General features: G+C 68.5%; 27 protein-coding genes, 1 tRNA gene and 1 other RNA gene. 20 read left to right on the top strand and 9 right to left on the bottom strand.

The window, feature by feature from the left end:
• The first annotated feature begins 29 nt into the window (after positions 1-29).
• The 4 genes from ffs (at position 30) to recR (ending at position 2,934) form a co-directional block, all read left to right on the top strand.
• Positions 30-128: signal recognition particle sRNA small type (gene ffs / locus ACE3T2_RS06575), an RNA gene on the top strand.
• A gap of 22 nt (positions 129-150) precedes the next feature.
• Positions 151-1,947, top strand: a complete 1,797-nt coding sequence (locus ACE3T2_RS06570) for a DNA polymerase III subunit gamma/tau (RefSeq protein WP_374655934.1) — start codon at positions 151-153, stop codon at positions 1,945-1,947.
• Entirely contained in the window at positions 1,944-2,327 is a 384-nt protein-coding gene (locus ACE3T2_RS06565; RefSeq protein WP_374655932.1) for a YbaB/EbfC family nucleoid-associated protein, read from the top strand. The genes ACE3T2_RS06570 and ACE3T2_RS06565 overlap by 4 nt, the downstream gene beginning before the upstream one ends.
• A gap of 4 nt (positions 2,328-2,331) precedes the next feature.
• Positions 2,332-2,934: a recombination mediator RecR gene (gene recR / locus ACE3T2_RS06560; RefSeq protein WP_374655930.1), complete on the top strand. Its 603-nt coding sequence runs from the start codon at positions 2,332-2,334 to the stop codon at positions 2,932-2,934.
• Here the strand turns inward: recR and ACE3T2_RS06555 are convergent.
• Entirely contained in the window at positions 2,931-3,833 is a 903-nt protein-coding gene (locus ACE3T2_RS06555) for an N-formylglutamate amidohydrolase (protein WP_374655928.1), read from the bottom strand. The genes recR and ACE3T2_RS06555 overlap by 4 nt on opposite strands.
• A gap of 123 nt (positions 3,834-3,956) precedes the next feature.
• Here ACE3T2_RS06555 and cpdR point away from each other — a divergent pair, with 123 nt between their 5' ends.
• On the top strand, positions 3,957-4,316 hold the full coding sequence (cpdR, locus tag ACE3T2_RS06550) for a cell cycle two-component system response regulator CpdR (protein WP_374655926.1): 360 nt from the start codon (positions 3,957-3,959) through the stop codon (positions 4,314-4,316).
• Positions 4,317-4,410: 94 nt separating this feature from the next.
• Positions 4,411-4,485, top strand: a tRNA-Val gene (locus ACE3T2_RS06545).
• 354 nt (positions 4,486-4,839) lie between these two features.
• Here ACE3T2_RS06545 and ACE3T2_RS06540 read toward each other — a convergent pair.
• The gene (locus ACE3T2_RS06540; RefSeq protein WP_374655924.1) at positions 4,840-5,853 is read right to left on the bottom strand and encodes a recombinase family protein; all 1,014 of its coding nucleotides are present in this window, start codon (positions 5,851-5,853) and stop codon (positions 4,840-4,842) included.
• Here ACE3T2_RS06540 and ACE3T2_RS06535 point away from each other — a divergent pair.
• Both ACE3T2_RS06535 and ACE3T2_RS06530 read left to right on the top strand, forming a co-directional pair.
• A complete protein-coding gene (locus tag ACE3T2_RS06535) occupies positions 5,837-6,373 on the top strand; it encodes a hypothetical protein (RefSeq protein WP_374655922.1) in 537 nt (178 codons plus the stop codon). The two genes, ACE3T2_RS06540 and ACE3T2_RS06535, sit on opposite strands and share 17 nt — an antisense overlap.
• A gap of 436 nt (positions 6,374-6,809) precedes the next feature.
• Positions 6,810-9,941 (top strand): TonB-dependent receptor domain-containing protein, encoded by a 3,132-nt coding sequence (locus ACE3T2_RS06530; protein ID WP_374655920.1) that lies wholly within the window; start codon positions 6,810-6,812, stop codon positions 9,939-9,941.
• 57 nt (positions 9,942-9,998) lie between these two features.
• Here the strand turns inward: ACE3T2_RS06530 and ACE3T2_RS06525 are convergent, their stop codons facing one another.
• From ACE3T2_RS06525 to ACE3T2_RS06515, 3 genes are all read right to left on the bottom strand, one after another.
• On the bottom strand, positions 9,999-10,388 hold the full coding sequence (locus ACE3T2_RS06525; RefSeq protein WP_374655918.1) for a DUF6491 family protein: 390 nt from the start codon (positions 10,386-10,388) through the stop codon (positions 9,999-10,001).
• A complete protein-coding gene (gene mnmD / locus ACE3T2_RS06520) occupies positions 10,385-12,205 on the bottom strand; it encodes a tRNA (5-methylaminomethyl-2-thiouridine)(34)-methyltransferase MnmD (RefSeq protein WP_374655916.1) in 1,821 nt (606 codons plus the stop codon). Before mnmD ends, ACE3T2_RS06525 begins: the two co-directional genes overlap by 4 nt.
• 80 nt (positions 12,206-12,285) lie before the next feature.
• Positions 12,286-12,591: a hypothetical protein gene (locus tag ACE3T2_RS06515; protein WP_374655914.1), complete on the bottom strand. Its 306-nt coding sequence runs from the start codon at positions 12,589-12,591 to the stop codon at positions 12,286-12,288.
• A gap of 258 nt (positions 12,592-12,849) precedes the next feature.
• On the opposite strand from ACE3T2_RS06515, the gene ACE3T2_RS06510 reads away from it, so the two are divergent.
• The gene (locus tag ACE3T2_RS06510; RefSeq protein ID WP_374655912.1) at positions 12,850-13,728 is read left to right on the top strand and encodes an alpha/beta fold hydrolase; all 879 of its coding nucleotides are present in this window, start codon (positions 12,850-12,852) and stop codon (positions 13,726-13,728) included.
• Here the strand turns inward: ACE3T2_RS06510 and ACE3T2_RS06505 are convergent.
• On the bottom strand, positions 13,725-14,657 hold the full coding sequence (locus ACE3T2_RS06505; protein ID WP_374655910.1) for a thioesterase family protein: 933 nt from the start codon (positions 14,655-14,657) through the stop codon (positions 13,725-13,727). The genes ACE3T2_RS06510 and ACE3T2_RS06505 overlap by 4 nt on opposite strands.
• A 171-nt stretch (positions 14,658-14,828) precedes the next feature.
• On the opposite strand from ACE3T2_RS06505, the gene ACE3T2_RS06500 reads away from it, so the two are divergent.
• The 3 genes from ACE3T2_RS06500 to ACE3T2_RS06490 all read left to right on the top strand — a co-directional run bounded on the left by ACE3T2_RS06500 (position 14,829) and on the right by ACE3T2_RS06490 (position 16,739).
• On the top strand, positions 14,829-15,086 hold the full coding sequence (locus ACE3T2_RS06500) for an alkylphosphonate utilization protein (RefSeq protein WP_374656064.1): 258 nt from the start codon (positions 14,829-14,831) through the stop codon (positions 15,084-15,086).
• Positions 15,087-15,159: 73 nt separating this feature from the next.
• A complete protein-coding gene (locus ACE3T2_RS06495) occupies positions 15,160-15,975 on the top strand; it encodes a cytochrome b/b6 domain-containing protein (RefSeq protein WP_374655908.1) in 816 nt (271 codons plus the stop codon).
• Entirely contained in the window at positions 15,972-16,739 is a 768-nt protein-coding gene (locus tag ACE3T2_RS06490; RefSeq protein WP_374655906.1) for a molybdopterin-dependent oxidoreductase, read from the top strand. Before ACE3T2_RS06495 ends, ACE3T2_RS06490 begins: the two co-directional genes overlap by 4 nt.
• Before the next feature lie 16 nt (positions 16,740-16,755).
• Here ACE3T2_RS06490 and ACE3T2_RS06485 read toward each other — a convergent pair whose 3' ends face one another.
• On the bottom strand, positions 16,756-17,553 hold the full coding sequence (locus ACE3T2_RS06485) for a phosphatase PAP2 family protein (protein ID WP_374655904.1): 798 nt from the start codon (positions 17,551-17,553) through the stop codon (positions 16,756-16,758).
• Positions 17,554-17,694: 141 nt separating this feature from the next.
• On the opposite strand from ACE3T2_RS06485, the gene ACE3T2_RS06480 reads away from it, so the two are divergent.
• The 4 genes from ACE3T2_RS06480 (at position 17,695) to ACE3T2_RS06465 (ending at position 19,261) form a co-directional block, all read left to right on the top strand.
• Positions 17,695-18,078 carry a DUF2089 domain-containing protein gene (locus ACE3T2_RS06480; protein ID WP_374655902.1) on the top strand — a complete coding sequence of 128 codons (384 nt, stop codon included), beginning with the start codon at positions 17,695-17,697 and terminating at the stop codon, positions 18,076-18,078.
• Positions 18,075-18,392 carry a hypothetical protein gene (locus tag ACE3T2_RS06475; RefSeq protein WP_374655900.1) on the top strand — a complete coding sequence of 106 codons (318 nt, stop codon included), beginning with the start codon at positions 18,075-18,077 and terminating at the stop codon, positions 18,390-18,392. Before ACE3T2_RS06480 ends, ACE3T2_RS06475 begins: the two co-directional genes overlap by 4 nt.
• Positions 18,393-18,403: 11 nt before the next feature.
• Entirely contained in the window at positions 18,404-18,838 is a 435-nt protein-coding gene (locus ACE3T2_RS06470; RefSeq protein WP_374655898.1) for a hypothetical protein, read from the top strand.
• A gap of 141 nt (positions 18,839-18,979) precedes the next feature.
• On the top strand, positions 18,980-19,261 hold the full coding sequence (locus tag ACE3T2_RS06465; protein WP_374655896.1) for a DUF2277 domain-containing protein: 282 nt from the start codon (positions 18,980-18,982) through the stop codon (positions 19,259-19,261).
• Positions 19,262-19,309: 48 nt separating this feature from the next.
• Here ACE3T2_RS06465 and ACE3T2_RS06460 read toward each other — a convergent pair whose 3' ends face one another.
• Together ACE3T2_RS06460 and ACE3T2_RS06455 are read right to left on the bottom strand one after the other, a co-directional pair.
• Positions 19,310-20,371 carry a deoxyhypusine synthase gene (locus tag ACE3T2_RS06460; protein ID WP_374655895.1) on the bottom strand — a complete coding sequence of 354 codons (1,062 nt, stop codon included), beginning with the start codon at positions 20,369-20,371 and terminating at the stop codon, positions 19,310-19,312.
• A gap of 97 nt (positions 20,372-20,468) precedes the next feature.
• On the bottom strand, positions 20,469-21,722 hold the full coding sequence (locus ACE3T2_RS06455; RefSeq protein WP_374655893.1) for a type III PLP-dependent enzyme: 1,254 nt from the start codon (positions 21,720-21,722) through the stop codon (positions 20,469-20,471).
• A 220-nt stretch (positions 21,723-21,942) separates the two neighbouring features.
• On the opposite strand from ACE3T2_RS06455, the gene ACE3T2_RS06450 reads away from it, so the two are divergent.
• From ACE3T2_RS06450 to phnE, 4 genes are all read left to right on the top strand, one after another.
• The gene (locus tag ACE3T2_RS06450; protein WP_374655891.1) at positions 21,943-22,467 is read left to right on the top strand and encodes an N-acetyltransferase family protein; all 525 of its coding nucleotides are present in this window, start codon (positions 21,943-21,945) and stop codon (positions 22,465-22,467) included.
• 155 nt (positions 22,468-22,622) lie between these two features.
• Entirely contained in the window at positions 22,623-23,417 is a 795-nt protein-coding gene (gene phnC, locus ACE3T2_RS06445) for a phosphonate ABC transporter ATP-binding protein (RefSeq protein ID WP_374655889.1), read from the top strand.
• Positions 23,414-24,433 carry a phosphate/phosphite/phosphonate ABC transporter substrate-binding protein gene (phnD, locus tag ACE3T2_RS06440; protein ID WP_374655887.1) on the top strand — a complete coding sequence of 340 codons (1,020 nt, stop codon included), beginning with the start codon at positions 23,414-23,416 and terminating at the stop codon, positions 24,431-24,433. Before phnC ends, phnD begins: the two co-directional genes overlap by 4 nt.
• Before the next feature lie 9 nt (positions 24,434-24,442).
• Positions 24,443-25,252 (top strand): phosphonate ABC transporter, permease protein PhnE, encoded by an 810-nt coding sequence (gene phnE / locus ACE3T2_RS06435; protein ID WP_374655885.1) that lies wholly within the window; start codon positions 24,443-24,445, stop codon positions 25,250-25,252.
• Positions 25,253-25,311 lie beyond the last annotated feature (59 nt).

The raw sequence follows: 25,311 nt of genomic DNA, 5'->3' as shown, positions 1-25,311 counted from the left end.
CGCGAGCGCCAAGGTCGCGATATAGGGGGCGGAGATCGGCGACGGGCGGACGCCTCGCCAACCCGGTCAGGTCCGGAAGGAAGCAGCCGTAACGAGTTTCGCTCCGGGTCGTCGTTCGGTCTCCACCCACCCCTTTTCTCTCGGGCGCCGATGGCCGAAGACGAAGAACCCGAGACGCTCGAACGCGATCCCAATACGAGCGACATGTTCGGCGCGCCCGCCGCGCCGCCGGCTGCGTCCGTCGAAGAATCCGCCGCCTACACCGTCATCGCGCGCAAGTACCGCCCGCGCACCTTCGAGGACCTGTACGGCCAGGAGGCGATGGTGCGCACGCTACGCAACGCCTTCGCCAGCGGCCGGATCGCCCACGCCTTCATGCTGACCGGCGTGCGCGGAGTGGGCAAGACCACCACCGCCCGCCTGTTGGCCCGCGCCCTGAACTACGAGACCGACCAGATCCACGAGCCGAGCCTGGACCTGAAGGTCGAAGGCCGCCACTGCCGCGCCATCATCGAGGGCCGGCACATGGACGTGCTGGAGCTGGACGCCGCCAGCCGCACCGGCGTCAACGACATGCGCGAGCTGCTGGACGGGGTGCGCTACGCGCCGGTCGAGGCGCGCTACAAGGTCTACATCATCGACGAGGTGCACATGCTCTCGACGGGGGCGTTCAATGCGCTCCTGAAGACCCTCGAAGAGCCGCCGCCCCACGCCAAGTTCATCTTCGCCACCACCGAGATCCGCAAGGTGCCGGTGACCATCCTGTCCCGCTGTCAGCGCTTCGACCTGCGCCGGGTGGAGCCGGACGTGGTGGTCAAGAACCTGGAGATGATCGCGACCAACGAGGGCGCGATGGTCGAGGCTGAGGGGCTGCTGCTGATCGCCCGCGCGGCCGAAGGCTCGATGCGCGACGCACAGTCGATGCTCGACCAGGCCATCGTCCAGGCCGAGGCGGGCCAGACGGTCACGGCCGCCTCGATCCGCGACATGCTGGGCCTGGCCGACCGCGCCCAGACCATCAGCCTGTTCGAGCAGGTGATGCGCGGCCATGCGGGGCCGGCGGTCGAGACCTTCCGCACGCTGTACAACTTCGGCGCCGAGCCGGGGCAAGTCGTGCTGGACCTGATGGACCACACCCACGGCGCCTCGGTCGCCAAGGCGATCGGGCCCCAGGCCCTGACCCTGCCGAAGGAGCAGGCCGCGCGCCTGGCGGCGGTCGGCGCCTCGGTTTCGGCCGGCAATCTCTCGCGCATCTGGCAGATGCTGCTGAAGGCCCACGACGAAGTGCGCCGCGCGCCCGACGCGGCCGCGGCCTGCGACATGGCCCTGATCCGTCTGGCCTACGCCGCCGACCTGCCCGGACCCGAGGAAGCCCTCAAGCGGCTCCAGGCCGGCGAGGGCCTGCCCGGCGTCCCGCCGAGCGGCGGGGGTGGCGGGGGAGGCGGCGTGGCCGCGAGCGTCGGCGGCGGGAGCGTGAGCGCCCAGGCGCGGGTCATGGCGCCGCCGGAAGCCCAGGCCCAGGGCGACGCGGTCCCGACGCTCAACTCGTTCGCCGACGTCCTGAACCTCATCAAGCTCAAGCGCGACATCGTCCTGCAGCTGGACGTCGAGCGCTATGTGCGTCCGATCAGCTTCCGCCAGGGCGCGCTGGAATACGAACCGGTGCCGGGCGCGCCGAACAACCTGGCCCAGCGCCTGGTCGCTCGGCTGAAGGAGTGGACCGGCCAGCCCTGGCTGATCGCCGCCCGCGGCGGCGGCGGAGCCGAGAGCGCCTGGGAGCGTCAGAAGCGCGAGGCCCTGGAGGTCCGCGCCGAAATCGAGGCCGACCCCTTCGTGGTGTCGGTCATGCAGGCCTTCCCGGGAGCCGAGATCCTCAGCATCCGCAACATTCCACTGCCGGAGGCCGCGCCGGCCGCCGAGACCCCGGAAGACGAAGACGACGAGTGACCGCGCCGGCCGCGCCCGCGGCCGACCTTGCGCCCCATTTCGAGAGAGACGCCATGAAAGACCTCGGATCCATCATGAAGCAGGCCCAGGCCATGCAGCAGAAGCTGGCCGACGCTCAGGCGAAGATCGCCGAGATCGTCGTCGAGGGCACGTCGGGCGGCGGCATGGTCAAGGTGACCCTGCGTGGGACCGGCGAACTGGCCTCGGTCGACCTGGACGAAAGTCTGCTGGCGCCCGGCGAGGGTGAGGTGATCTCGGATCTGATCGTCGCCGCCCATGCCGACGCCAAGCGCAAGCTGGACGCCCAGCAGGGCGAGCTGATGCGTCAGGCGGCCGGCCCGCTGGCCGGCATGGGCCTGCCCGGAATGCCGAAGTTCTGAGCCCTTGGCCGCCTCCGCCGGACCTGAGATCGAGCGGCTGATCGGCCTGCTCTCCAAGCTGCCGGGGCTCGGGCCCCGGTCGGCCCGGCGCGCGGCGCTGGCGCTGCTGAAGCGGCGCGATCAGCTTTTGCTGCCGCTTTCCGATGCGCTCTCGATCGCGGCCGAGCGTGTGAAGACCTGCGGCGTCTGCGGCTCGCTCGACACCCAGGACCCCTGCGCCATCTGCGCCGACGTTCAGCGCGACGCCTCGCTGATCTGCGTGGTCGAGGAGGTGGGCGCGCTGTGGGCCATGGAGCGGGCCGGCGCCTTCCGCGGCCGTTACCACGTGCTGGGCGGCCTGCTCTCGGCGCTCGATGGGGTAGGGCCCGAAGCCCTGCGCATCGGCCCGCTGGTCGGTCGGGCGACCGATCCGGCCGTGCGGGAGGTGATCCTGGCCCTGCCGGCGACGGTCGACGGCCAGACCACCGCGCACTACCTGGCCGAACGGCTGGAAGGGGCCGGGGTGTCGGTGACCATGCTGGCGCGCGGCGTGCCGGTCGGCGGCGAACTCGACTGGCTCGACGACGGCACCATCAACCAGGCCATGCGCGCGCGCCGGCCGGCCTAGGCTCTCAGCCCCGACCAGTCCGTGCGGCCGAGGGTGGCGATCACCGCTTCCAGGTTGGCCTTGAGCTTGGCGAAGCCGGCGGTGGGCTGCAGGCTCATCTCATTGAGATAGAGCGCGCGGTTGATCTCGATCTGCAGGGCGTGGGTGCGCCGCCCTGGCCGGCCGTAGTGCTCGGTGGTGTAGCCGCCGGCGTAAGGCGCGTTGCGGGCCACCTGGTAGCCGAACGCCTCCAGTTCGCGCTCGACCGTCTGGGTCACCAGCGGAGCGCAGGCCGCCCCGAAGCGGTCTCCCAGCACCATGTCGCAGCCGCCCCGGCCGCCCACTCGCGCGGCGGCGGCGGGCATGGAGTGCCAGTCGACCAGGATTGCATAGCCGTGAGCCGCGTGCGCCTCGCCCAGCAGGCGGGCGAGGGCGGCGTGATAGGGCGCATGGACATTCTCGATCCGTCCCCGGGCCTCTTCGAAGGTCAGCTTGCGGGCGTAGATTTCCTGCCCCTCCGACACCACGCGGGCGATGGCGCCCAGGCCCGCCGCCACCCGGGCCGTGCGGGCGCGGGCGAAGTCGGGCAGTTCGTCGGCGAACATCGCCTGGTCGAGCTCGAAGGCCTCGCGGTTCACGTCGATATAGGCGCGGGCCAGGTTGGCGCTGATCACCGCCGCGCCGTGGCGGCTGGCGCACTCGATCAATTCGTCGACGAAAGCGTCTTCCGAGCGGCGGATGGCATGGGCGTCGAGGGCGGCGGCCGCCATCATGTCGTCGGGATAGAACCGGCCGGAATGGGGCGAGGCGAACACCAGCGGCGTCGGCGCAGGCTCGCCGTCCCGTCGCGCGCGGCGCACCTCGAAGGGTGCGGGAAACGGCGCGCCGCGGTCGTTGGCGATGGGCTCCCAGGCGTTCATCGCCGCCATATGACGATGCGTCTCGTTTGCGGTCAAACACATCGGGGCGCCCGCGCGGTTCATCGTGGATTTACATCTGATGGCGTAGGCTGCGGGCTTACGTTTATGCCTTTGCGAGCGCCTATGCCCCGGATCCTCCTCGCTGAAGACGACGACTCGCTTCGCGGCTTCCTGTCCCGCGCCCTTGAGCGGGCCGGCTATGAGGTGACGTCCTGCGCCGACGGCGACGAGGCCGCCGCCGTGCTCGACCAGAACTGGGATCTGCTGCTGACGGACATCGTCATGCCCGGCATGGACGGCATAGAGGTCGCGCGCCTGGCCGCCGCCCGCCATCCCGGCCTGCGCATCATGTTCATCACCGGCTTCGCCGCCGTGGCCCTGGCCGCGGGCGAAAGCGCGCCGCCCGGCGCCAAGGTGCTGTCAAAGCCTATCCACCTGCGGGAAATCGTCTCCGAGGTGGAGCGGATGATGGCCGCGGCCTGAGGCTGTCGAAAAACCGTCCGGGGGCGCTTGCCTAAGCCAGCCCTCGCCGCTATACCGCCGCCTCCCGGTCCCGAAAGGGAGCCCGACTTGGTTCGGACGCGTAGCTCAGCGGGAGAGCACTACGTTGACATCGTAGGGGTCACAGGTTCAATCCCTGTCGCGTCCACCATTCCTTTCGCCGCTGAACCGGCGTGAATTCCCTTCCCGAGAATACCTTCAAGAAGTCCGCCGGTTAGGCGGCTATGCATCCCTACGCCCGGCTCTCCGAGAGCCGCGAAGCGGCGCCGACGCCCGCAATTCGCCCGGTTCTCTCCAGGGCCATTCCAGAAGTGTAGGTTTCGGTCCGCGAGCCACCCTGGATATCGCTGCTAACAGCGAAATCATCAGCGATTTTCCAGTTTCGGTAACGCCGACACGGCATCCGCCTTGCAGGTTAACGCCTTGCATCAGAGACGATTTCGGCTCCGCAGCCGATGCGGAGCCAGGATGGAGATCAGCGAAGTTTCATCTCAGAACAGCGATTTCAAGCCGCGGCGCTTCCCAACTGCTGGAACCGTCGCCGTTGCGCTTCCCAGTCCGCTGGGAGCGGAGCAGCGGTCAGGGCTCCGAGACTGACGGCCCGTGGCTGGCGGCCCTCCAATATCTGGGCGACGATATCAGGCGCGAGATATGCGAGCGGCAAAAGCCGCGTGGTGTAGTGGTTGCAGAGCCCTTCAGCCCGGGCCAAGGCCTTGATGGTCTCGACCTCGCCCCGCTCCAGCCGCTCAGCCCAGGTTCGGGCGAGAACCACGGCGCGGATCAGTGCCCGATCCAACTTTGCGGCGGGCGTTGGCGCCGCATCCGTGGGCTCGATGATCACCGCGCCCTGGCGTCGCCGCATATGGAACGCGAGGCGCAAGGTGCGCACGCCCGCGACGCCGTCGGGGCCATGTTGAAAGGCCTTCAACGCGTCAGGCGAAACAGCCGTCTCGCTGACCTGCAGCACAATCTGGTCCTCGCCCAGGGTAATGCGCTCCAGAGCGGAGACGACGCGGTCGATCGCCTCGGCGTCTGGCGCATGAGCAGGCGACAGCATCGGCGCCAGGCGCTCGACCAGAAACTGCTCCAAAACCCCAGCCGAGATCCGCGGCAGGCTGCCGACCTCGCCGACCCCGGTGATCTTCGGTCGAGAGAGATAGTATCGGTAGAACTTTCCGCGACGCCGGTTGTGGACCATGGGCATCGCGTTGCCTCGGTCGTCGAACAGGATGTGGGCAAGTTTCCCACGCTGGCTGAAGGTCGGTCCGTCGTGTTTGGCCTTGCGGACAGCAAGGAGCGCTTGCGCTTCGTTCCAGGTCTCCTCGTCGACGATCGCCGGATGGGCGCCTTCATAGGTCTTGTCCTTGTGGCGGTTTACGCCGCGATAAACCGGGTTGGACAGAAGGTAGGTGATTGCGCCGGTGCTCGTGCGTCCGCCGCCAGCGGGCCCGCCGGCCTTGTTGGTCCACCGCTTGCGGACCTTCTGGGCCAACGGCCCGGCGGTGAAGACCTCGGGCATCGACGTGCTGGCGGACTATGATTTCGGCGATGTCTGGGGCGGCGACTTCCGGGTCGGGCTCTCGGCCAGCTACACGATCGAGTACAAGGTCGACCCCTTCAAGATCGGCGACGTGACGATCGAAAAGGCCTTCGATGCGGTCGGCTACCTGAACTACCAGCTCACCGCGACCTCGCTGCCGCCGCTCAAGGGCTCGGTGTTCGCCGAGTACACGCACGGCAACCACAATCTGCGTTGGACGGTGAACTACATCGACTCCTACGTGGACCAGCGGGCTTCGATCTTCGCCCCCAATGCGGTGAACGGCGCGATCCAGCCCAACGGCGCCAAGATCGACGACACCTGGCTGCACGAGATCGACTACCGCTGGCTGGCCCCGTGGGATGTCACGGTGAACCTGTCGATCGACAATGTGTTCGACAGCGAGCCGTCGTTCGCCCGCCTCGACCTGAACTACGATCCGTTCACCGGCAACGCGCTGGGCCGGACCTACAAGATCGCCGTGAAGAAGAAATTCTAGGCGGCGCACGGGCTGCGAGCGGCCCGCACTGATCTCTGAAGGCGTCGCAAGGCTTCCCTTGCGGCGCCTTTTTTCGTGGGCGATGCGGAGGCGCCACACATTGGCGTTACGGCGTTCACGCTCTTTCACCCCGCTGAACTGCATCTTCGAATATGCCGACTGATCCGAACGGCGTTCGGTCGTGCTCGGCGGGCCGGCATTTCCTTCGGGAAACAATGTTTCGAGTTCCGGCTCTGCGAGTTTTCCAGATTTTTCAATACTCGGTATGCCTGGCTCGCTCAAAAGCGCAGCCTAGGACGCGTTTCAAGAACGCCGTGATCTCGACAAGATTGGGCTGGTCATCCCGCGAATAGCCGGGGAAGATCGGCATACTCGAACATAGACAAAGCGCTGCATTTCAATCGGAGCGCGGGTTCGAGGGGGAAAGGAAACACCTATGTTGAAGAGCAGATATTTCTGCGGCGGCTCGATTCTGGCTGTCGCCCTGGCGTTCGGCGGCGCCGCCGCAGCCCAGGAAGCGACGGTAGAGGAGGTGGTCGTCACCGGCTCATTCATCGCCGGCACTCCGGAAGACGCGGCCCTGCCGGTCGACGTCATCGGTCAGAAGGAACTGGAAGCCCGTGGCTCCCCCACCATGGTCCAGTTTATCAAGACCATTCCGTCGTCGGGCGCGGTGATCGGCGAGAACAACCGCTTCGGTTCGGGCTCGGGCGCGGCGACCATCAACCTGCGCAACCTCAACTCGCCCTCCACCGGTTCGCGGACCCTGGTGCTGTTCAACGGCCGGCGCGTGCCGGTCTCGCCCCAGAGCCTGAACTCCGTCGACATCAACCTGTTGCCGACGGCCGCGATCGGCCGGGTAGAGGTGCTGAAGGACGGCGCGGCGGCGACCTATGGTTCGGACGCTATCGGCGGGGTCGTGAACTTCATCACCCGCACCGACCTGGACGGCTTCGAGGTCAGCGGTCAGTACCAGTTCATCGATGGCTCGGACGGCGACTACGACACCAGCATCGCCTGGGGCAAGAAGTGGGACAACGCCGACGCTTTGATCGCGATCGGCTACCGCCACCGCTCCAAGCTGCCGATCAAGGAGCGTGACTGGGCCCTGCGGACCAGCAACGCCGGCTTCCTGCAGAACCCGCTGGGCGGCTGGGCCAGCACCGGCAACCCGGGCCAGTACAACGTCGTCTCGTCCTTCGCCGGCTCGCCCAACACCGGCTTCACGGCCGCGACCATCGGCGGCGGCCTGCCGGACGTCGGCTGCGCGGCCAACGGAGGCGCGCCCTACAACATCTCGGCGGTGATCGGCCTGCGCACGATCACGCCCGACGCCAACTCCTGCCAGTTCCAGTACACGGTCTTCGACAACCTCGTTGAGGACGAGGATCACTTCCAGGCCTACGGCAAGTTCAACTTCGACATCACCGACACGCTGTCGGCCAATGTCGAGGTGCTCTACGCCATGCACGACACGCCCAACCAGAGCTGGGCGGTCACCGGTCCGAACCAGTTCCCGACCCCGCTGCTGGCGGGCGGCACCTCGCCGATCCCGGCGATCGCGCCCTCCGATCAGGGCCGCTTCTACGTTCCGGCGAGCAACCCGGGCCTGGTCGCCCTGGTCGGTCAGATCCGAAGCGCGAACTGCAACGGCACGGTGCTGCCCTACGGCATCGATGCGGCGAGCTGCCAAACGGCGTTGAATCAAGCCCTGGCCAATGCGACGGCCGCGGGGGCCAACGGCGTGGTCACCAGCCAGACCTCGTGGCGGCCGATCGGCTTCGGGGGCAACCCCTACACCGAGGACAAGCACGCCCACTACAGCTACAAGGTCGACACCTTCCGGGTCGCCGGCGGCCTGAAGGGCGAGATGTGGGGCGGCATCAAGTGGGATGCGGCCCTGACCTACCAGCAGCAGGACTACACCCGCGTCCAGGAAGACCTCTCGGTCAACCGCCTGCAGCTGGGCCTCCGCGGCTATGGCAGCCGCGCCGGCCAGTCCGACCAGTGCACCGCGGCCGAAACCAACAACTTCACCACCGGCGCAGGCAATGCGGCTCTCGGCTGCTACTATTTCAACCCCTTCGCCAACGGCTTTGAGCAAAGCCTCTCGAACGTCGGCGCCAACCCCTACTATATCGGCAGCGCCGCGATCCCCGGCTTCAACGACGCGGTCGCCGCCCGCAACGACGTCGTGTCGTGGATGGACGAGCGACTGGTCAACAAGATGTCGACCCGCCTGTTCGTCGCCGATCTGGTGTTCAACGGCGAGTTGCCCTGGGAGCTGGGCGGCGGCAGCGTGAAATGGGCGGCCGGCGCTCAATACCGCTACGACCAGTACCGTCAGAACCCGGAAGTGCTGCACGATGTCAATGCGACGCCCTGCATCGACTCGGTCCCGTTCGGCGACGGCCAGCCCTACTGCCTGGTTCCGACCGGCCCGTATCTCTTCAACGCCAACCTCGCCCAGTATGACGTTTCGCGGGAGATCGCCTCGGTCTTCGCCGAAACCCTGCTGCCGATCACCGACGACCTGGAGCTGACCCTGGCGGCCCGCTACGAGTCGTATATCGGCCAAGGAGAGACCTTCAATCCGAAGGCCTCGCTGCGCTGGCAGGCGCTGGACTGGCTGGCGTTCCGCGGTTCGGTCGGTACGACCTATCGCGCGCCGTCGGCGACGATCCTGACCAACACCTTCGTGCGCGGCCTGACCAACGCCAACGGCACCTGGCGCGCCAACGACCAGTTCGGCAATCCGAACCTCGACGCCGAAACCGCCTTCACCTACAGCGTCGGGGCTATGGTCAACGTGGGTCGCTTCAAGGCGACGGTCGATTACTGGAACTTCGACTTCAAGGACCAGCTGCTGCTGGAATCGGCCACGGACATGGTCGCGGCGGCGTTCACCGCGAACAATGTCTGCACCAGCACCGATCCGAAGCTGGTTGCGCTGCGCTCGCGGTTCACCTTCACCGACGCAGGGTGCGGCCGCGCGAACATCCAGTCCTACCGCACGCAGTACATCAACGGCGGCGAAGTGAAGACTGCGGGCATCGACTTCCAGGCCAGCCTGGACGTGGGCGACGTGTTCGGCGGCGCGCTGACCACCGGCTTCGACGGCAGCTACCTGCTGAAGTACGACGAAGACGCCTACACCATCGAAGGCGTCGCGGCCCCGGTCGCCGGCACCTCCAAGCGTGCGGGCACCTATCGGGCTTCGATCTTCACCGGCTACAACAAGCTGCGGGCCAACGCGTTCGTGAACTGGTCGCGCGGTCCGCATAACCTGCGCTGGCAGATCCGGCACATCAGCAGCGTCAACCAGATCGAGAGCAACTCGATCGGGCTGGCTCTGGCGACCAAGTCGACCACCAAGATCCCCGAATACTGGCAGCACGACCTGACGTACCGGCTCGAACTGCCGTGGGACACCACGATGACCGCGACCGTGCAGAACCTCTTCGACGAGGAACCGCCGTTCGCGATCGGCACGCAGTACAACTACGACCCGTCCAGCGGCACGCCGCTCGGCCGCGTCTATGCGATCGCCGTGAAGAAGCGCTTCTAGGAGACGTCAGTCTTCGCGATACGGGCGCCGCTCCCTCGGGGGCGGCGCCTTTTCGTTTCAGGGCCTGGCCTTCAGGGCCGCCACTTCTTCCGGGGTCAGCTTGGTGACCTTGCTGACCGGGCAGCGCTGCGGTCCGATCGGGCCCTTGGTGATGATCGTCGCGTCCAGTCCCGAGCAGATCGAATTGCCGCCGCGCGAGACGAGGGCGATCTGCTGGTTCCAGTCGACGTCGGGGCAGCGGCCGAAGAGGTCGAGGCGGTAGACATCCTTGACGCCGACACGGACGTGCACGGTGCGTTCGTCGACGGCGCTGAAACTGCTGACGGTGCTGGCGAAGAAGCATTGCCGGGCCGGGCGCGGCTGGGCGCTGGCAGACTTTTCGGAGGCGGCGGTCGTGCATCCCGCCAGGACCAGCCCCGCCAGGGCCGGGATCAGGGTCCGGATCATACTCTTGCTCCATCCTTTGAGCCTGGGACGGTACGGCCTTTCCGGGCCGCGCGCCTGAGGAATCGGTCGGGCGCGACCAGGTCGGCGAGGTCGGCGGGGAGGGGCGAGGGAGCGTTCATCGCCAGGGCGGCCACGTGCTCGGCCAGCAGAGGAGCCAGGCAGAAGCCGCGGGATCCGAGACCGGACAGCACGAAGACGCCCTCGGCGTCCGGCGCGGGGCCGGCGAGCGGGAGATGGTCGGGGGTGGCGCCGCGTATCGAGGCGCGGCCCTCCAGCGGCGCCTCCGCGATCCGGCCGGCGAGATCGGGCAGGGCTGCAGCCAGGGCCTCGCGGTTACGCAGGTGATCGGCCTCGCGGACGTCGCAGGCGGTCTCGCCGCGGTCGTGGGTGGCGCCGAACAGCAGGCCGACAGGGGGGAGAGGGACGGCATAGCCGCCCCAGGCGGCCGCGGGCGGCGGTTCGGCGGTCCTCGTCCAGCTCGCCTGTCCGCGGACGGGGCTTATCGGCAGGTCGGCCAGAAAGGCGCCGGTAGAGGGGCCTATCGTCAGGATTACCGCCTCGGCTTCCAGGATCCTGCCGCCGGCGGCGTCGAGCAACGCCCAGGCGTCTCCTTCCCGGACCAGGCTCGCCGGGGCGGCCTTCAAGGTCTCGCCCGCCCAGGCCGTCAGGATCGCGGCCGGCGCCACGGTCAGGGCGGCGGTCATATCCAGGGCGGCCGGCCCGGCCTCGCCCAGGCGGCGGGTCGTCTCGTCGGCCGCGATGAACTCCAGCGCGCCGCTTGCGAAGAGGTCGCTTGCGGCGATCTTTGCGAAACGCCCCTCGTCGCGGGGGCCGGCGGCCAGTTGCAGCACGCCGGGCGCGATCACCGCGTCGGGGACCTCCGCATAGAGCGCGGCGGCGCGGCGCAGGGCCTGGGCGAAGAGGGCGGCGACCGGACCGAGCCCGGCATCGAGCCGGGGCGTGACCAGGGCTGCGGGATTGCCCGAGGCGCCGGCGCCGGGACCGGCGGCGTCGAGCAGCACCGGCGCGCAGCCGAGGGCGCGCAGGGCGCGGACGACGCTCGCGCCGGCGATTCCCGCGCCGACGACGGCGACGCGCCGCGGTGGCCGAACGGGGGCGGGCGCGCCGCCGAGGCGAGCTTCCAGCCGCTCGCGCTTGCGCCCGAAGCCGGGCTTCTTCTCGGGGGTGAAGCCGGCGGCGGCCAGGCCACGGCGCACCGCGCCGGCGACCGTGAAGGTGGCGCAGACCGCGCCGGGGGCCGACCGCGCCGCGACCAGGGCCAGCACCTCCTCGCGCCACATGGCCGGGTTGAGGGCGGGCGAGAAGCCGTCGAGGAACCAGGCGTCGGCGCGGCCGGCCCAGGCCGACAGAGCCGGCTCGACCTCCATGATCGCCAGGTCGAGGCTGGCGCCGAGCTCGGGAAAGTCGAGGCGATGGAAACTACGCGCGCCATCGGGCCAGGCGGCCGTCAGCATCCCGGCGAGGTCGGCGAGCTCGGGCCAGCGCGACAGAGCGCGGCCGGCCTCCTGGGCGGTGATGGGGTGGGCCTCGATGCTGAAAATGTGCAGGTGCGCGCCTGACGGCCGTTCGCGGCGCCAGAGGTCGAGAAGAGCCAGGATGTTGAGGCCGGTTCCGAAGCCGAGCTCGCCGACCGTGAACCGCGTGCGTCCAGCCCAGGCGCCTGGCAGGCCGCAGCCGTCGAGGAAGACCGCGCGGGTTTCGGCCAGACCGTCCTGCGCCGAGAAATAGACGTCGCCATAGAGCCGCGAATGCGGCTGGCCGTCGTCAGTCCAGTCGAGAGGGGAATCGGCGCTCATGACGGCGCTTATAACGCGCAAAAGAAAAGGGCCGCCCAGAAGGGCGGCCCCCGCTTAAGAACGCGTAGCGTTCGAAAGACTTACTTCTTTTCCGGAGCGGCCGGAGCAGCAGCGGCGTCGGCAGCCGGAGCAGCCGGAGCGGCGGCGGCGTCAGCCGGAGCAGCGGCGGCGGCGGTCGCGTCGCCAGCGGCCTTCGTGGCGTCCGCAGCGGCGTCAGCGGCGGTGGCCGCAGCGTCGGTGGCGGTTTCGGCAGCGGCGGTCGCGTCAGCGGCGGTGGCTTCGGCGGTGTCGGCGGCCTTTTCAGCGGGCTTGCTGCAGGCGGCGACGGACAGAGCGGCGACGGCGGCGCCGGCGACGAGCAGCTTGCGAAGGATTTCGGTGGTCATGTCCCTGGGTCCCCTGGAAAACGGAGGTTAGAAGCGCCGAACGAAGCGACCCTGATGGGAAACTCGCGTGCGCTGGTCTGGAATATGCCCGGCTTCGCGCCGAGGGCAAGGCTTTAATTCACGCCCTCGTGATCACTTTTCGCCCCGAGCTTCGGATTGCCTGAAAAACCAAGGCGTTCGCGCATCTTGGCGAACGGCGCGTCAATGTGGTTTCGAGGGGCCTTTCGCGCCATATGACGCGTCCACGGAGGTTTGTGAATGGATTCGACCCTGGCTGACGAGCCCCGCACCCGCCTGGTCGAGCTTCCAGCCCGAGGCGGGGCGATGGCGCTGCTCGACTTCGGCGACGCCGCCCGGCCGGTCGATGTCGTGTTCGTGCACGCGAACGGGTTCAACGCGAGGACCTATCGCTCGATCCTGGCGCCCCTGGCGGCGCAGTTCCGGATCCTGGCCGTGGACCAGCGCGGCCATGGCCGCTCGACGCTGCCGGCGGAAACCGAGGGGCGGACGTCGTGGAACGGCCTGCGCGACGACCTGCTGGCGCTGCTGGAGACATTGGACCTGCGGGACGTGGTGCTTGCGGGCCATTCCATGGGCGGCACGGCCTGCGTCCTCGCGCAGGCGCTGGCGCCGCAGCGGGTGCGCCGGGTGGTGCTGTTCGATCCCGTCGTGATGCCCGCGCCCGGCGAGGTCGATCCGGCCCAATTCGCCAACTCGCCGCTGGTGCAGGGCGCGCTGCGTCGCCGCGCGGTGTTTCCCGACCGGGCCGGCGTGGTCGCCGCCTATACGGGCCGCGGCGCCTTCAAGACCTGGACCGCCGAGATGCTGGCCGACTACGTCGCCGACGGATTCCGCGTGCGGGCCGACGGCCAGGTCGAGCTGAGCTGCGCGCCCGAATGGGAGGCCTCGAACTTCGCCTCGCACGCCCATGACACCTGGGGCGCCTTCGAGGCCGCCCAGGTCCCGATCCGCATCCTGCGGGCGGACGAGGGATCGACCTGCCGGGAAGGGCCCCAGCTGGACGCCCTGGTCGCCGCTGGTCGGATCGCGGTCGAGACCGTGCCGGGCACGACGCACTTCCTGCCCATGGAGCGCCCGGATCTGGTCCAGGCCGCCCTGCGCCTCGCAGCGGGCTAGAGGGCCAGTCCCGGCCGCAGCTGTGCGCGGTAGGCGTCCAGGGCGGCGGCCGAGATGTCGACCACCTTGCGCCGGTCGAGATCGAAGGAGATCGCCACCGCCTCGGCGCTGGCCCATGGACGACCGCTCTGCGGATCGACCATCCAGTGTACGACCCGGCGCGTGCGCGCGTTGCAGTCGACCAGGCCTGAGCGCAGCTCCACCCCGTCGCCGGCCTGCGGCCAGTCCAGGTGCAGGACGCGGTATTCCAGCACCGCGCCGCCGATGCGCGGCGGCGGCTCGCCCGGGACCGGCTCCGGGCCGGGCCGGACCTCGCCGAACAGCTTGGGCACGCCGTCGGACACCCGGCCGATGAACATCTCGGGGCGCATCCGTCCGAACACGTCGCATTCGGGCGGGCCGACGACGCCGAGCCCGATGCGGGTCAGGCCAAGCTCGAGCGCGCGCGGCAGGCCGGCGGTGGCGGTCACCGGCGACAGGTCGAGGCTGCGGGCCGCGGCATAGGCGGGCAGCGGAACACGCAGCGCGTCGGCCTTGGCCCGGATGCGCGCCGGCCAGGGGAACGCACGCAGATCGCGGCTGGTGACGTGCTCGACGAGGAGTTGGAAGGTCGCGGCCGGGTCCCCGTTCGGGTGGCGAACGACGACCAGCAGGCGCGCGTCGCTCTCGCCGATCTCGATCACCCCGCCTGTGGCGTGGAGCGAGGCGCCGGCATGGGCCTCGCGCAGGAAGCGGATGTGCTGCTCGCGGACCACGACCGTCGCCTCGCCGTCGGCGGCGAAGGCGCGCGGCATGCCCAGGACCGCCGCCAGGCCCGCCAGCCCCTCCAGGGCCTTGGCCGCCCAGAAGCGGACGTTCATGTGGCCCATCTCGTCGCATTCCCAGGTGTTGACGCCGCCGCTCCACACCTCGACGCCCTGGTCGGACACGTGATCTTTCCCCCGCTGGCCTGCGCGGGCGACCATAGGGGGCGGCCCGCGCCGGCGCCATAGGCCGCTGGTGTCGGCGACCGCGAGGGTCTAAGCCCCCGCTCCGAAGCACTGGAGGGCGGCATGAGCGGACAGGACGAGTTCGTCTACGACGAGGCGACCGGCGAATGGATCAGCGCCGCGCAGGCGGCCGAGAAGAGCGCGGCGGCGAGCGCCGTCGAGGTCCGCGACTCGGTCGGCAACCTGCTGGCCGACGGCGACAGCGTCACCCTGGTCAAGGACCTGAAGGTCAAGGGCGCCGGCCAGACCCTGAAGCGCGGCACGGTCATCCGCTCCATCCGGTTGACCGGGGACGAGCAGGAAATCGATTGCCGGCACGAGACGATCAAGGGGCTGGTGCTGCGGGCCGAGTTCGTCCGCAAGGTCTAGGCGCGTGCATCCCTGCGCGGGTGGCCGTCGTAGATAGGGCATGGCAAGCTCGCCCGCGATCGAAGGAAGCCCGATGTCGCCTGCCCCGACCGCCAGCGTGCTCGTGCGCCGCCACAGCCTGGTCGTGCGCCTGACCCACTGGATCAACGTGGCGGCGCTGCTGGTGCTGCTGCTAAGCGGGCTGCAGATCTTCAACGCCCATCCGGCCCTCTATTGGGGCGACGTCTCGACCTTCGCGCGGCCCTGGGTGTCGATGGTCGCCGCCGAGCGGAGCGGGGAGGCGGTCGGCCTGACCAAGATCGGGCCGATGATCTTCGAGACCACCGGCGTACTGGGTTTTTCCGACAATCAGGTGCGGGGCTTTCCGGCCTGGGCGACCTTGCCGAGCTATCGCAGCCTGGCGGACGGGCGGCGATGGCACTTCTTCTTCGCCTGGCTTTTCGTGCTGAACGGCCTCGTCTACTGGAGCGCGGCGCTGGTCGGCGGACATCTGCGCCGTGACCTCCTGCCGCGGCGGGACGAGCTGTCGCCGCGCCATCTGGCGGCGGAGGTCGCCGATCATGCGCGGCTGCGGTTTCCCAAGGGCGAGGCGGCGCTGCGATACAACACGCTTCAGAAGCTGGCCTATCTGGCGGTCATCGCCGTCCTGCTGCCGCTGATGGTGCTGACGGGCCTCTCTATGTCGCCCGGCATGAACGCCGGCTTCACCTGGCTGCCCGAGTTGTTCGGCGGGCGGCAGTCGGCGCGGACCATCCACTTCCTGTCGGCCAGCCTGATCGTGCTGTTCGTGATCGTGCACCTGGCGATGGTGGCGGTGTCGGGGCCGATGAACAGCCTGCGTTCGATGATCACGGGCAAGTTCGCCATCCGCGCGGGAGACGCCGCATGAACCGCCGCCGCTGGCTTTCGGGCATGGCCGTCGCGGCCCTGGGCGCGGCGCTGACCGCCTGCGACAAGCTCACCACCAGTCCGGGGGTGCAGAAAACTCTCGCGCGGGCCGAGGGCCTGACCCGCCGCGCGCAGAGGCTGGTTGTCGACCGCAAGGCCCTGGCCCAGGAGTTCGCCGAGCACGAGATCTCGCCCGATTTCCGCGCCAACGGCTCGACGTCGCCCGGTGATGCGGACTACCGCGCCCTGGTCGCCGGCGGCTTTGCGGACTGGCGGCTGGTTATCGACGGCCTGGTGGAGCGGCCGCTGTCGCTGAGCCTCACGCAACTGCGGGCCGAGCCTGCGCGCACCCAGATCACCCGCCACGACTGCGTCGAGGGCTGGTCGGCGATCGGCAAGTGGAGCGGGGCGCGGCTGGGGCCGCTGCTGGACAGGGCGGGCCTGAAGGAGGGCGCTCGCTATCTGGTCTTCCATTGCGCCGACACGCTGGACCCGAACGCGCCGGAGGGCCTGGGGCGCTACTATGAGAGCATCGACCTGATCGACGCCTATCACCCGCAGAGCATCCTGGCCTACGACATGAACGGCGCGCCCCTGGGCGTGCCGCATGGGGCGCCGCTGCGCCTGCGGGTCGAGCGCCAGCTCGGCTACAAGCACGCCAAGTACGTGATGCGCATCGAGGCGGTCGCCGACCTCACCGGGATCGGGGGCGGCAAGGGCGGCTTCTGGGAAGACCGCGGCTACGAGTGGTACGCGGGGATCTGACCGCCACGCAGCGGCCCTAGTTGTACGGCGACTTGGCGATGAGATCGGCCTCGGCGGCGCAGGTCGCGCCATCGGGCGCCTTGGCTGCCTTGCGCAGGGCGGCGATCTCCTTGCGGGCGGCGTCCATGTCGGCGCGGAATTGAGGCGAGCCGTGCAGACCGGCGACCACGATCGAGCCGTTGGTGCGGCCCGATTCCACCGCGCTCATATTGTGCACCCCGCAGATCAGCCGGCTCTCGCCGAACGAGCGGGCGCGGGCCAGGATCGGGGTCGCGCGGTCGGGGACCAGCTCGGCCAGGATCAGGCCGACGGTCCAGCCCCAGGTGGTGTGGCCGGACGGGTAGTCCGGGCTCTTGGCCAGGCCCTCGGTCCTGGCCACGCAGATGTCGCCCTGGTCGATCAGGTAGGGTCGCTGGCGCTTGTAGATGTCCTTGGGCGTGTTGACCGCCCGGCGCACGTCGTAACGGGCGGTCATCAGCACCTTGGTCAGCTTGGGCGCGGTCTGCGGCGTCAGCTCCATGCCGATGGCGCAGCTCATGTCCTTGACGATCGCGGCCTCGTCGGCGTCTGCGGCCGCCAGGCGCCAGCGGGCGCTGTCCTTCTCGCTGCGCGTCGCGAGAAAGGTGGCGCGGTCGGCCTGGTAGCGGATCGTGCCGGGCGTCGGGGCGGGCGGGAGGATCTTGTAGGTGTCGGGGCCGGCCTCGCCGAGATAGCCGGCGGGCGGCGCTTGCGCAGGCTTGGACTGCTGGGCGAGGGCGACGCCCCCGGCGGCCATCGCTGCGACGATGCTCAGGCTTGTCACGACACGGTTCATGCGACCCCTCCGGCTAGGGCCCGATCATGCCTTGTGGGCGATGAGGTTCAAGTCTGAGGCGGCAAATTTGAAGAATCTCAATTTCGACCTTGAGAAATTGAATTTCTTGAGTCATGGTTTGAGAAATTCAAAGTGACGCTGATGACCGCTTCAAAAACCGCACATGATTGGCAGGCCCTGACCGAGCTCACCCAAGGCCGGGCGTTCGTCGTCGAGAAGGTGCGGCTGGAGAACGGAGTGGCGATCGAGGGCGCCTTCGAGCCGCCGCAGCTGGCGGCCCTGTCCTTCGAGGACCAGGTGTTCGTCGCCGCCTTCGTGAAGAGCCACGGCTCGATCAAGGAGATGGAGCAGGTGTTCGGTGTCTCGTACCCGACCATCAAGGCGCGGCTGAACCGCATTTCCGGGGCGCTCGACTTCGTGGAGGTCTCCGCCCCGCCGCCTGCCCGCAGCGAGGTGCTGGAGCGCCTGGCCGCCGGCGAGATCGACGCCGAGCAGGCGATCGCCGAACTGGAGGGACGCCGATGACCGCCTTTCCGATGCGACGGCCCTATGGGGCCATGCGCGAGCGGGCCGAGCGCACCGCCCGCCGCTGGAGCGGCGCGCAGGCGCCAATCCACAGGCGGAAGACGGTGCGGCTGTGGCTGCCCCTGACCGCCCTGCTGCTGGTGCTGTCGCCCTTCGCGATGCTGCTGGCGCTGCTGGCCTTCGTTCCGGCGGCGATCTTCGGGATGAACAGTTTCGTCGTCGCCCTGCGGCTGGGCGGCGTGCTGATGGCGATCGGCGGAACGCTGGTCGAGGTGCAGGCCGCGGACGCCGACGTCCGTATCAAGATCGTCTAGGAGTCTTCCAGATGGACCAGGACCGCCGAACCATCCTGCAGATGCTGGCCGAGGGGAAGATCACCCCGGACGAGGCCGAACGCCTGATCGCCGCCATGGAGCGCGGCGCGGCCGAGCCGCAGCCGGCGTTGGGCGCTGCGCCTGTGCGCAAGGCGCCGGCCCGCTACCTGCGGGTCGTGGTCGACACCAGCGAGCCGGACGAGGATGGCCCGACCAAGGTCAACATCAAGGTGCCGATGCAATTGCTGCGGGCCGGGGTGCGGCTCTCGAGCGTCATCCCGGCGCAGGCTCGCGACAAGGTCAACGCCGCCATGGCCGAGCACGGCGTGGCCATCGACCTCAACCAATTGAAGCCCGAGAACCTGGAAGCCCTGGTCGAACAGCTCGACGACCTGACCGTCGACGTCGACCAGGAGCGGACCAAGGTGCGGATCTTCTGCGAGTAGCGACGGCTCCCGGTCGCCGAAACTGGGTCGCCGCGCCGCGGGATAGGGGCGGCGGCCCATTCTTTGCGCAAGGCCCCGGCCAGGGTCGCGTGCGCCGACCGGCTCCCCATCTAGGATGCGAGGAGAAGGAGACGTCCGCCCATGTGCCGCAACATCAAGACGCTGTTCAACTTCGACCCGCCCGCCACGGACGCCGAAATCCGCGACGCGGCGTTGCAGTTCGTCCGCAAGCTGTCGGGCTTCAACGCCCCGTCGAAGGCCAATCGCGAGGCCTTCGACACCGCTGTGGACGAGGTCGCCGCCGCCGCCCATCGGCTGTTCGAGACCCTCGAAACGAGCGCGCGGCCCAAGGACCGCGAAGAAGAGGCCGCCAAGGCCAGGGCGCGCTCGGCCGAGCGGTTCGGGGCCAAGCAGCCGGCCTGAGGCGGCGCCCAAAGAAAAACGGCGTCCCGAGGGACGCCGTTTGAAGTCTTAGGCCTTCTTTTCGAAGAGCTTGTTCCAGCGCGGCTTGGTGCGGGTCTTCCACGAGCCGCGATGCCAGGCGTCCGAGGCGATGAGCGGGACGACTGTGGTGGCTTCGGCGAAGACCATCTGTTCCCAGGTCACGTCGACCTTGCCCCACGAGCAGGCTTCCTTGAGGGTCGAGGACGAGCAGGCGCCGTCTCGCACGTCCGCCACGGTGATCTGGACCGCGTACTTGTGCATCTCGGCTTCGTGGCCAAGGATTTCAGCGCAGACCACGGTGTCCTGGGCGAAGTTCTTCGGAACGCCGCCGCCGACCATGAACAGGCCGGTGGTGCCCGCCGCCAGCTTGATGTCGGTCAGCTCGCGGAAGTCGGCGACCGAGTCGATCGTCAGGTAGGGCTTGCCCTCCTTCATGCGCTCGACCTGGTGCTTCACGAGGCCGAAGCCGGCCGACGAGTCGGTGAAGGCCGGGCAGAAGATCGGCACGCCCTCGTGGTAGCAGGTCTCGATCAGCGAGCCCGGCTTCTTGGCGTTGCCGGCGGCCAGCCACTTGCCCATCTCCCAGATGAATTCGCGCGACGAATAGGGGCGCGGCTCCAGCAGGTTGCAGATCTCGTAGATCGTGCCGTCGCAGTTCTGGAGCTCTTCCTCGTCGATATAGGTGTCGTAGATCCGGTCGATGTAGAGGTCGCGCAGGTCGCGGTCGTCGACGTTCGACTGGGCCTGATAGTGCTTGAAGCCGAGGGCTTCGAAGAAATCCATGTCGACGATCGAGGCGCCGGTGGAGACGATCGTGTCGATCATCCCGTACTTCACCATGTCGCGGTAGATGTGCATGCAGCCGCCGGCCGAGGTGGAGCCCGCCAGGGTCAGCCAGGTCGAGCAGTCCTTGTCCTCCAGCGACATCGACCAGATGTCGGCGGCGCGCGCGGTGTCGCGGCTGGTGAAGCTCATCTTGCGCATGGCGTCGATGACCGGACGGGCGTCGTACTGGTCGATCGCCACGTGCTCGACGGTGTTGGCCAGCAATTCGGCCTTGCGGTTCGACTTCTGAACGTCAGCGTTCATTCTCTGAGACCTTTAGAGTTTGAGCGCCCGTCCGAAATGGAAAAGGCGCGGCCGGGACGGAGCGACCGGCCGCGCCTATAACTTTAGAGCAGCCGGCTTATTTCCGCCGACGCTTCTTTCCGCGCGCACGCGACAGCTTCACGACATTCTGGTTCTCCTGGCGGGGAACCGGAATGGAACGCCGGGCCAGGCCGTACATCGAGGCCATGGGGGCGTCGCCGGCCTGCACGGTCTCGGCGTCGCCGTAGCCGTTGAAGCGGGTGTTCATGGCCACGCCATAGGCGCCCATCATGCCGATCTCGACATAGTCGCCCTCGCGCACATCCTCCGGCAGCCAGAAAGGGCCGGGCATGTGGTCGAGCGAGTCGCAGGTCGGGCCCCAGAAGCGATAGGGCTTCAGAGCGCCCTGCACTTCGTAGGACTCGCCGTTCTCGGCGCGGAGCAGCCGGACGGGAAAGGGCCACTTGGTGTGCGCCGCGTCGAACAGCGACCCGTAGGAGCCGTCGTTCAGATAGAGCGCGTCGCCCTTCTTCAGCTCGACCTTGGTCAGGATCGACGAGCCCTCGGCCACCAGAGCCCGGCCGGGTTCGCACCACAGCTCGGTCGTCTCGTGGACCATCATCTCGGCGAAGCCGCGGTTGATCGAGTCCATGTAGTCGGCCAGGTCCGGCGGGATCATGCCGGGATAGATCGACGGGAAGCCGCCGCCCACGTCCACCACGTCGGCGAACACGCCGGCGCGGACCAGGGCGCGCGAGGCCTGGGTCATGGCGGCTTGGTACGCCGTAGGCCGCATGCACTGGCTGCCGACGTGGAACGAGACGCCCATCAGGTCCTGGGTCGCGCGGCGGGCGGCCAGCAGCAGGCCCGGGGCCTGGTGCGGATCGACGCCGAACTTGCCGGCCAGCGAATAGGCCGCGCCCTCGGCGGCGACGCCGAGACGGACGATGAGGTTCAGGTCCTTGGCGCCTTCGGTGGCGGCCAGAATCTTGGCGAGCTCCTCGTGGGTGTCCAGCGAGAAGGTCCGCACCCCATGTTCGAAATAGGCGGCCGCGATCGCTGCGCGGCTCTTCACCGGGTGCATGAAGGCCATGCGCGAACCCGGCGCGTGCTGCGCGACCAGCTCGATCTCGGGGACCGAGGCCACATCGAAGGACGTCACGCCGTTTTCCACCAGGGCCTTGATGACCCACGGCGAAGGATTGGCCTTCACCGCGTAGAAGACGTCGCCTTTGAAATTATCCTGGAACCAGCGCGCCGCTACCGCCACCGCGTCCGGTCGCGCGATGGCGACAGGGCGTTCCGGTGACCGCTCACGGACCAGGTCCAGGGGCGTATGGTACGTGTGCAATTCACGTAACCCCCATTGGTAGTTGAACCCAGACCGGCGTTAGCAGCGCTTTTGAGGACATCGGGTCCGCCGGAGCGCTGCGAAATAGGGGCGATGATCCCCGATGTAAAGGGGTTTGTTTCCCCGCCCAAAAATTGTCATCAAACCCAGGCCCGGCCAGGGCTTGCGAGGGGGAGGCGCAGACGTGGTTTCCAGCGGATTCACGAGTGGCGAAATCGCTTTGCGCACAGCCGTTTACGAAGACGCGCCGGCGATCGCCCGGCTGCACGATGAGGTGTGGCGCGCGACCTATCGCAGCCTCGCCACCGCGGCGGCCTGGGAGGGGCTGACGGAGGCCGTGCGCGCCGAACGCTGGCGCGAGACGCTCGCCGATCCCGGCCGCTGGACCACCCTGGTCGCCGAGCGCGACGGGGCGATCGTCGGCTTCGGCTCGGCCGGGGCGCCCAGCGAGGCGATGTTCGAGGGGCGCGGAGAGATCCGCTGGCTGCACGTCGATCCGCAGGTCCAGGGGGGCGGGCTGGGACGGATGCTGATGGCGGCGCTGGCGAGCGAGCTCGCGGACCGGGGCTATGGCGGCTGCGCCCTGGCCGTGGTGGTCGGCAACGAAAGGGCGATGGGCTTCTATCGGCGGCTGGGCGGGCGCGAGATCGGAGGCTTCACCGATCCGGGGCCGCTGTGGCGCTCGGAAAACGTCGTCTTCGCCTGGGACCAGCTCCCGGCGCTGCAGAAAGCTGCGGCCGGATGACTTTTTCGTGCTCGTCCCAAGGCTTGTGACCGCGCTGGCGACATCCGGCGCTGGACCGCAAGCGGGACCTCATGTCATGAAGCCGTCGCAGGGGGCGGCGATCAAAGCTGAGTCCACACCAATGCGCGCGCCGATCCGGGGAAGCCTCGCCGTCCATGTCTGAAGCCGCCGTGCTGTCCGTGCGGAACGCCTCGAAGAGCTTCGGCTCGCGTCGCGCGCTGGACTCCGTTTCCCTCAATGTCGCCAAGGGCGAGATGATCGCCCTGATCGGCCCGTCCGGTTCGGGCAAGTCGACGCTGCTGCGCTCGATCAGCGGCCTCCAGACCATCGACGGCGGCGAGGGCAAGATCGAGGCGTTCGGCGGGGCGGTCCAGTCCGACGGCAAGATCAGCGGCAAGGTGCGCGAGGCGCGCATCCGCATCGGCTTCATCTTCCAACAGTTCAACCTGGTCGGCCGCCTGACCCTGTTCACCAACGTCGCCCTGGGCTCGCTGGGACGCATTCCCTTCGCCCGCGGCCTGTTCGGCGCCTGGCCGGCCGAGACCAAGCAGGCGGTGATGGCCGCGCTCGCCCGCGTGGGCGTGGCCGAGTACGCCGGCCAGCGGGCCAACACCCTTTCGGGCGGCCAGCAGCAGCGCGGCGCCATCGCCCGCGCGCTGGTCCAGAAGGCCAAGATCATCCTGGCCGACGAGCCGGTCGCCTCGCTCGACCCGGTTTCGGCCCGGCGGGTCATGGAGATCTTGCGCGATCTCAACCAGCAGGACGGCCTGACCGTGGTCGTGACCCTGCACCAGGTCGACTACGCCCTGCGTTACTGCGACCGCGTCGTGGCCCTGAAGGCTGGCAGGGTTGTCTATGACGGCCCGGCCTCGGGCTTGGAACGCAAGCAACTCATCGACATCTACGGCCCGGAATTCGAAGACGTCTTCTGGGAAGGAGCGCCGAAATGATCGACCGTCGACTGCTGCTGAGCAGCAGCCTGGCCACGCTTGGCCTGGCCGCCTGCGGAAAGACCGAAAAGGCGCCGGGCGCGGGCGAGCCGCCGAAGGTCATCAATTTCTCGATCCTGGCGACCGAGAACTCCTCCAGCATGGAGACCTTCTGGAAGCCGATCCTGGCCGACATGGAGAAGTCGATCGGCATTCCGGTGAAGCCGTTCTTCGCCTCGAACTACACCGCCCTGATCGAAGCGCTGCGCTTCAAGCAGACCGACGCCGGCTGGTTCTCCAACCAGTCCGGCCTGGAAGCGGTGCGCCGCTCGAACGGCGAGGTGTTCGCGCGGACCTTCGATCCCAGCGGATCGGACGGCTACAAATCGCTGCTGATCGTGCCCGCCAGCTCGAAGACGACGCTGGAAGACGTGCTGAAGTGCGACAAGTCGCTGACCTTCGGCATCGGCGACGCCAAGTCGACCTCGGGCACGCTCGCCCCGATGACCTACCTCTTCGCGCCCAAGGGCATCCGCCCCGAGGCCTGCTTCAAGCAGGTCCGCACCGCCAATCACCAGGCGAACCTGTTCTCGGTGGCCAAGGGCGTGCTGGATGTCGCCACCAACAACTCCACCGCCATCCGCCTGCAGCGCGAGCGCGGCTCGCCGGTCGCCGACCAGGTGCGGGTGATCTGGGAGAGCCCCAAGCTGCCGGAGGACCCGATCATCTGGCGCAAGGACCTCGATCCCGCGATCAAGGAGAAGCTGCGCCAGTTTTTCCTGACCTACGCCCAGGGCGAGGGGCCCGAGCCGGAGCGCCAGCGTAAGCTGCTGGCGGCGTTGTCGATCGGCGGCTTCCGCCCTGCCGACAATTCGCACCTTCTGCCCGTGCGCGAGATGGAGGCGACCGAGCAGCTGCTGGAAGCCCGCAACGCCGGCGACAAGGTCAAGGAAGGCCAGGCCCAGAAGTCGCTCGACCAGATCGCCGCCGAGCGCGCCGCGCTCGAGGCCAAGACCGGCCAGCCGGTCGCGCAGTAGGACGCTCCCGTGACCGCCAGCGTGACCCAGGCCGATCTCCTGAAGCCGCCGACCAAGCCGCTCGGCCAGCGCCTGTTCGACGTCGCCCTGTGGGGCGGAATCGCGGTGCTGCTGATCATCAGCTTCGGCCCCGCCGAGATGGCCAAGCTGCCGCTGCTGTTCCAGAACTCGGACAACATGCGCCAGTTCGGGCGCGAGTTCCTGCACCCGGACTTCAGCGACGGGGCGTTCCTGATCGGCCAGATGTGGCTGACCATCCAGATCGCCCTGTGGGGTACGGCGATCGCCGTGCTCATCGCCGTGCCGCTGGGCCTGCTGGGCGCGCGCAACGTCACCCCGCCCTATATCCAGCTGCCCATCCGGCGGCTGATGGACGCCCTGCGCTCGGTGCCTGACCTGGTCATCGGGACGATCTTCGTGGTCGCGGTGGGCCTGGGCCCCTTCGCGGGCGTGATGGCGCTGGCGCTCAATACCGGCGGGGTGCTGGGCAAGCTGTTCTCCGAGGCGGTCGAGTCGATCGACAAGGGACCGGTCGAGGGCGTGCGCGCCACCGGCGCGGCGCCGCTGCAGGAGGTTGTCTGGGGGGTGATACCCCAGGTGGCGCCGCTCTGGACCTCGTACGCTCTCTACCGCTTCGAATCGAACAGCCGGGCGGCGACCGTCCTGGGTCTGATCGGCGCCGGCGGCATCGGCCAGATCCTGTTCGACAGCCTGAACTCGTTCTCGTATTCGCGGGTCTCGGCCATCGCGATCGTCATCGTGATCGCCGTCAGCCTGATTGACCTTTTGTCGCAGACCATCCGTGGACGGCTGCTTTAGCAGGCGGTTCTTGGGTCGAACGGCCGATTACGCAAAACTGTCACGAAACTGACGACGTA

The organism is Phenylobacterium sp. (assembly GCF_041919955.1).
Taxonomy (GTDB): domain Bacteria; phylum Pseudomonadota; class Alphaproteobacteria; order Caulobacterales; family Caulobacteraceae; genus Phenylobacterium.
The sequence above is the reverse complement of the archived record's forward strand: the minus strand, read 5'-3'. Positions and strand labels throughout refer to the sequence as shown.

What these genes read in the sequence shown, in the direction of transcription:
- ACE3T2_RS06570 (WP_374655934.1), top strand. Translation starts at nt 151, where the DNA reads ATGGCCGAAGACGAAGAACCCGAGACGCTCGAACGCGATCCCAATACG.
- ACE3T2_RS06555 (WP_374655928.1), bottom strand. Translation starts at nt 3,833, where the DNA reads ATGAACGCCTGGGAGCCCATCGCCAACGACCGCGGCGCGCCGTTTCCC.
- cpdR (WP_374655926.1), top strand. Translation starts at nt 3,957, where the DNA reads ATGCCCCGGATCCTCCTCGCTGAAGACGACGACTCGCTTCGCGGCTTC.
- ACE3T2_RS06540 (WP_374655924.1), bottom strand. Translation starts at nt 5,853, where the DNA reads ATGCCCGAGGTCTTCACCGCCGGGCCGTTGGCCCAGAAGGTCCGCAAG.
- ACE3T2_RS06530 (WP_374655920.1), top strand. Translation starts at nt 6,810, where the DNA reads ATGTTGAAGAGCAGATATTTCTGCGGCGGCTCGATTCTGGCTGTCGCC.
- ACE3T2_RS06525 (WP_374655918.1), bottom strand. Translation starts at nt 10,388, where the DNA reads ATGATCCGGACCCTGATCCCGGCCCTGGCGGGGCTGGTCCTGGCGGGA.
- mnmD (WP_374655916.1), bottom strand. Translation starts at nt 12,205, where the DNA reads ATGAGCGCCGATTCCCCTCTCGACTGGACTGACGACGGCCAGCCGCAT.
- ACE3T2_RS06515 (WP_374655914.1), bottom strand. Translation starts at nt 12,591, where the DNA reads ATGACCACCGAAATCCTTCGCAAGCTGCTCGTCGCCGGCGCCGCCGTC.
- ACE3T2_RS06510 (WP_374655912.1), top strand. Translation starts at nt 12,850, where the DNA reads ATGGATTCGACCCTGGCTGACGAGCCCCGCACCCGCCTGGTCGAGCTT.
- ACE3T2_RS06495 (WP_374655908.1), top strand. Translation starts at nt 15,160, where the DNA reads ATGTCGCCTGCCCCGACCGCCAGCGTGCTCGTGCGCCGCCACAGCCTG.
- ACE3T2_RS06490 (WP_374655906.1), top strand. Translation starts at nt 15,972, where the DNA reads ATGAACCGCCGCCGCTGGCTTTCGGGCATGGCCGTCGCGGCCCTGGGC.
- ACE3T2_RS06485 (WP_374655904.1), bottom strand. Translation starts at nt 17,553, where the DNA reads ATGAACCGTGTCGTGACAAGCCTGAGCATCGTCGCAGCGATGGCCGCC.
- ACE3T2_RS06480 (WP_374655902.1), top strand. Translation starts at nt 17,695, where the DNA reads ATGACCGCTTCAAAAACCGCACATGATTGGCAGGCCCTGACCGAGCTC.
- ACE3T2_RS06475 (WP_374655900.1), top strand. Translation starts at nt 18,075, where the DNA reads ATGACCGCCTTTCCGATGCGACGGCCCTATGGGGCCATGCGCGAGCGG.
- ACE3T2_RS06470 (WP_374655898.1), top strand. Translation starts at nt 18,404, where the DNA reads ATGGACCAGGACCGCCGAACCATCCTGCAGATGCTGGCCGAGGGGAAG.
- ACE3T2_RS06465 (WP_374655896.1), top strand. Translation starts at nt 18,980, where the DNA reads ATGTGCCGCAACATCAAGACGCTGTTCAACTTCGACCCGCCCGCCACG.
- ACE3T2_RS06460 (WP_374655895.1), bottom strand. Translation starts at nt 20,371, where the DNA reads ATGAACGCTGACGTTCAGAAGTCGAACCGCAAGGCCGAATTGCTGGCC.
- phnC (WP_374655889.1), top strand. Translation starts at nt 22,623, where the DNA reads ATGTCTGAAGCCGCCGTGCTGTCCGTGCGGAACGCCTCGAAGAGCTTC.
- phnD (WP_374655887.1), top strand. Translation starts at nt 23,414, where the DNA reads ATGATCGACCGTCGACTGCTGCTGAGCAGCAGCCTGGCCACGCTTGGC.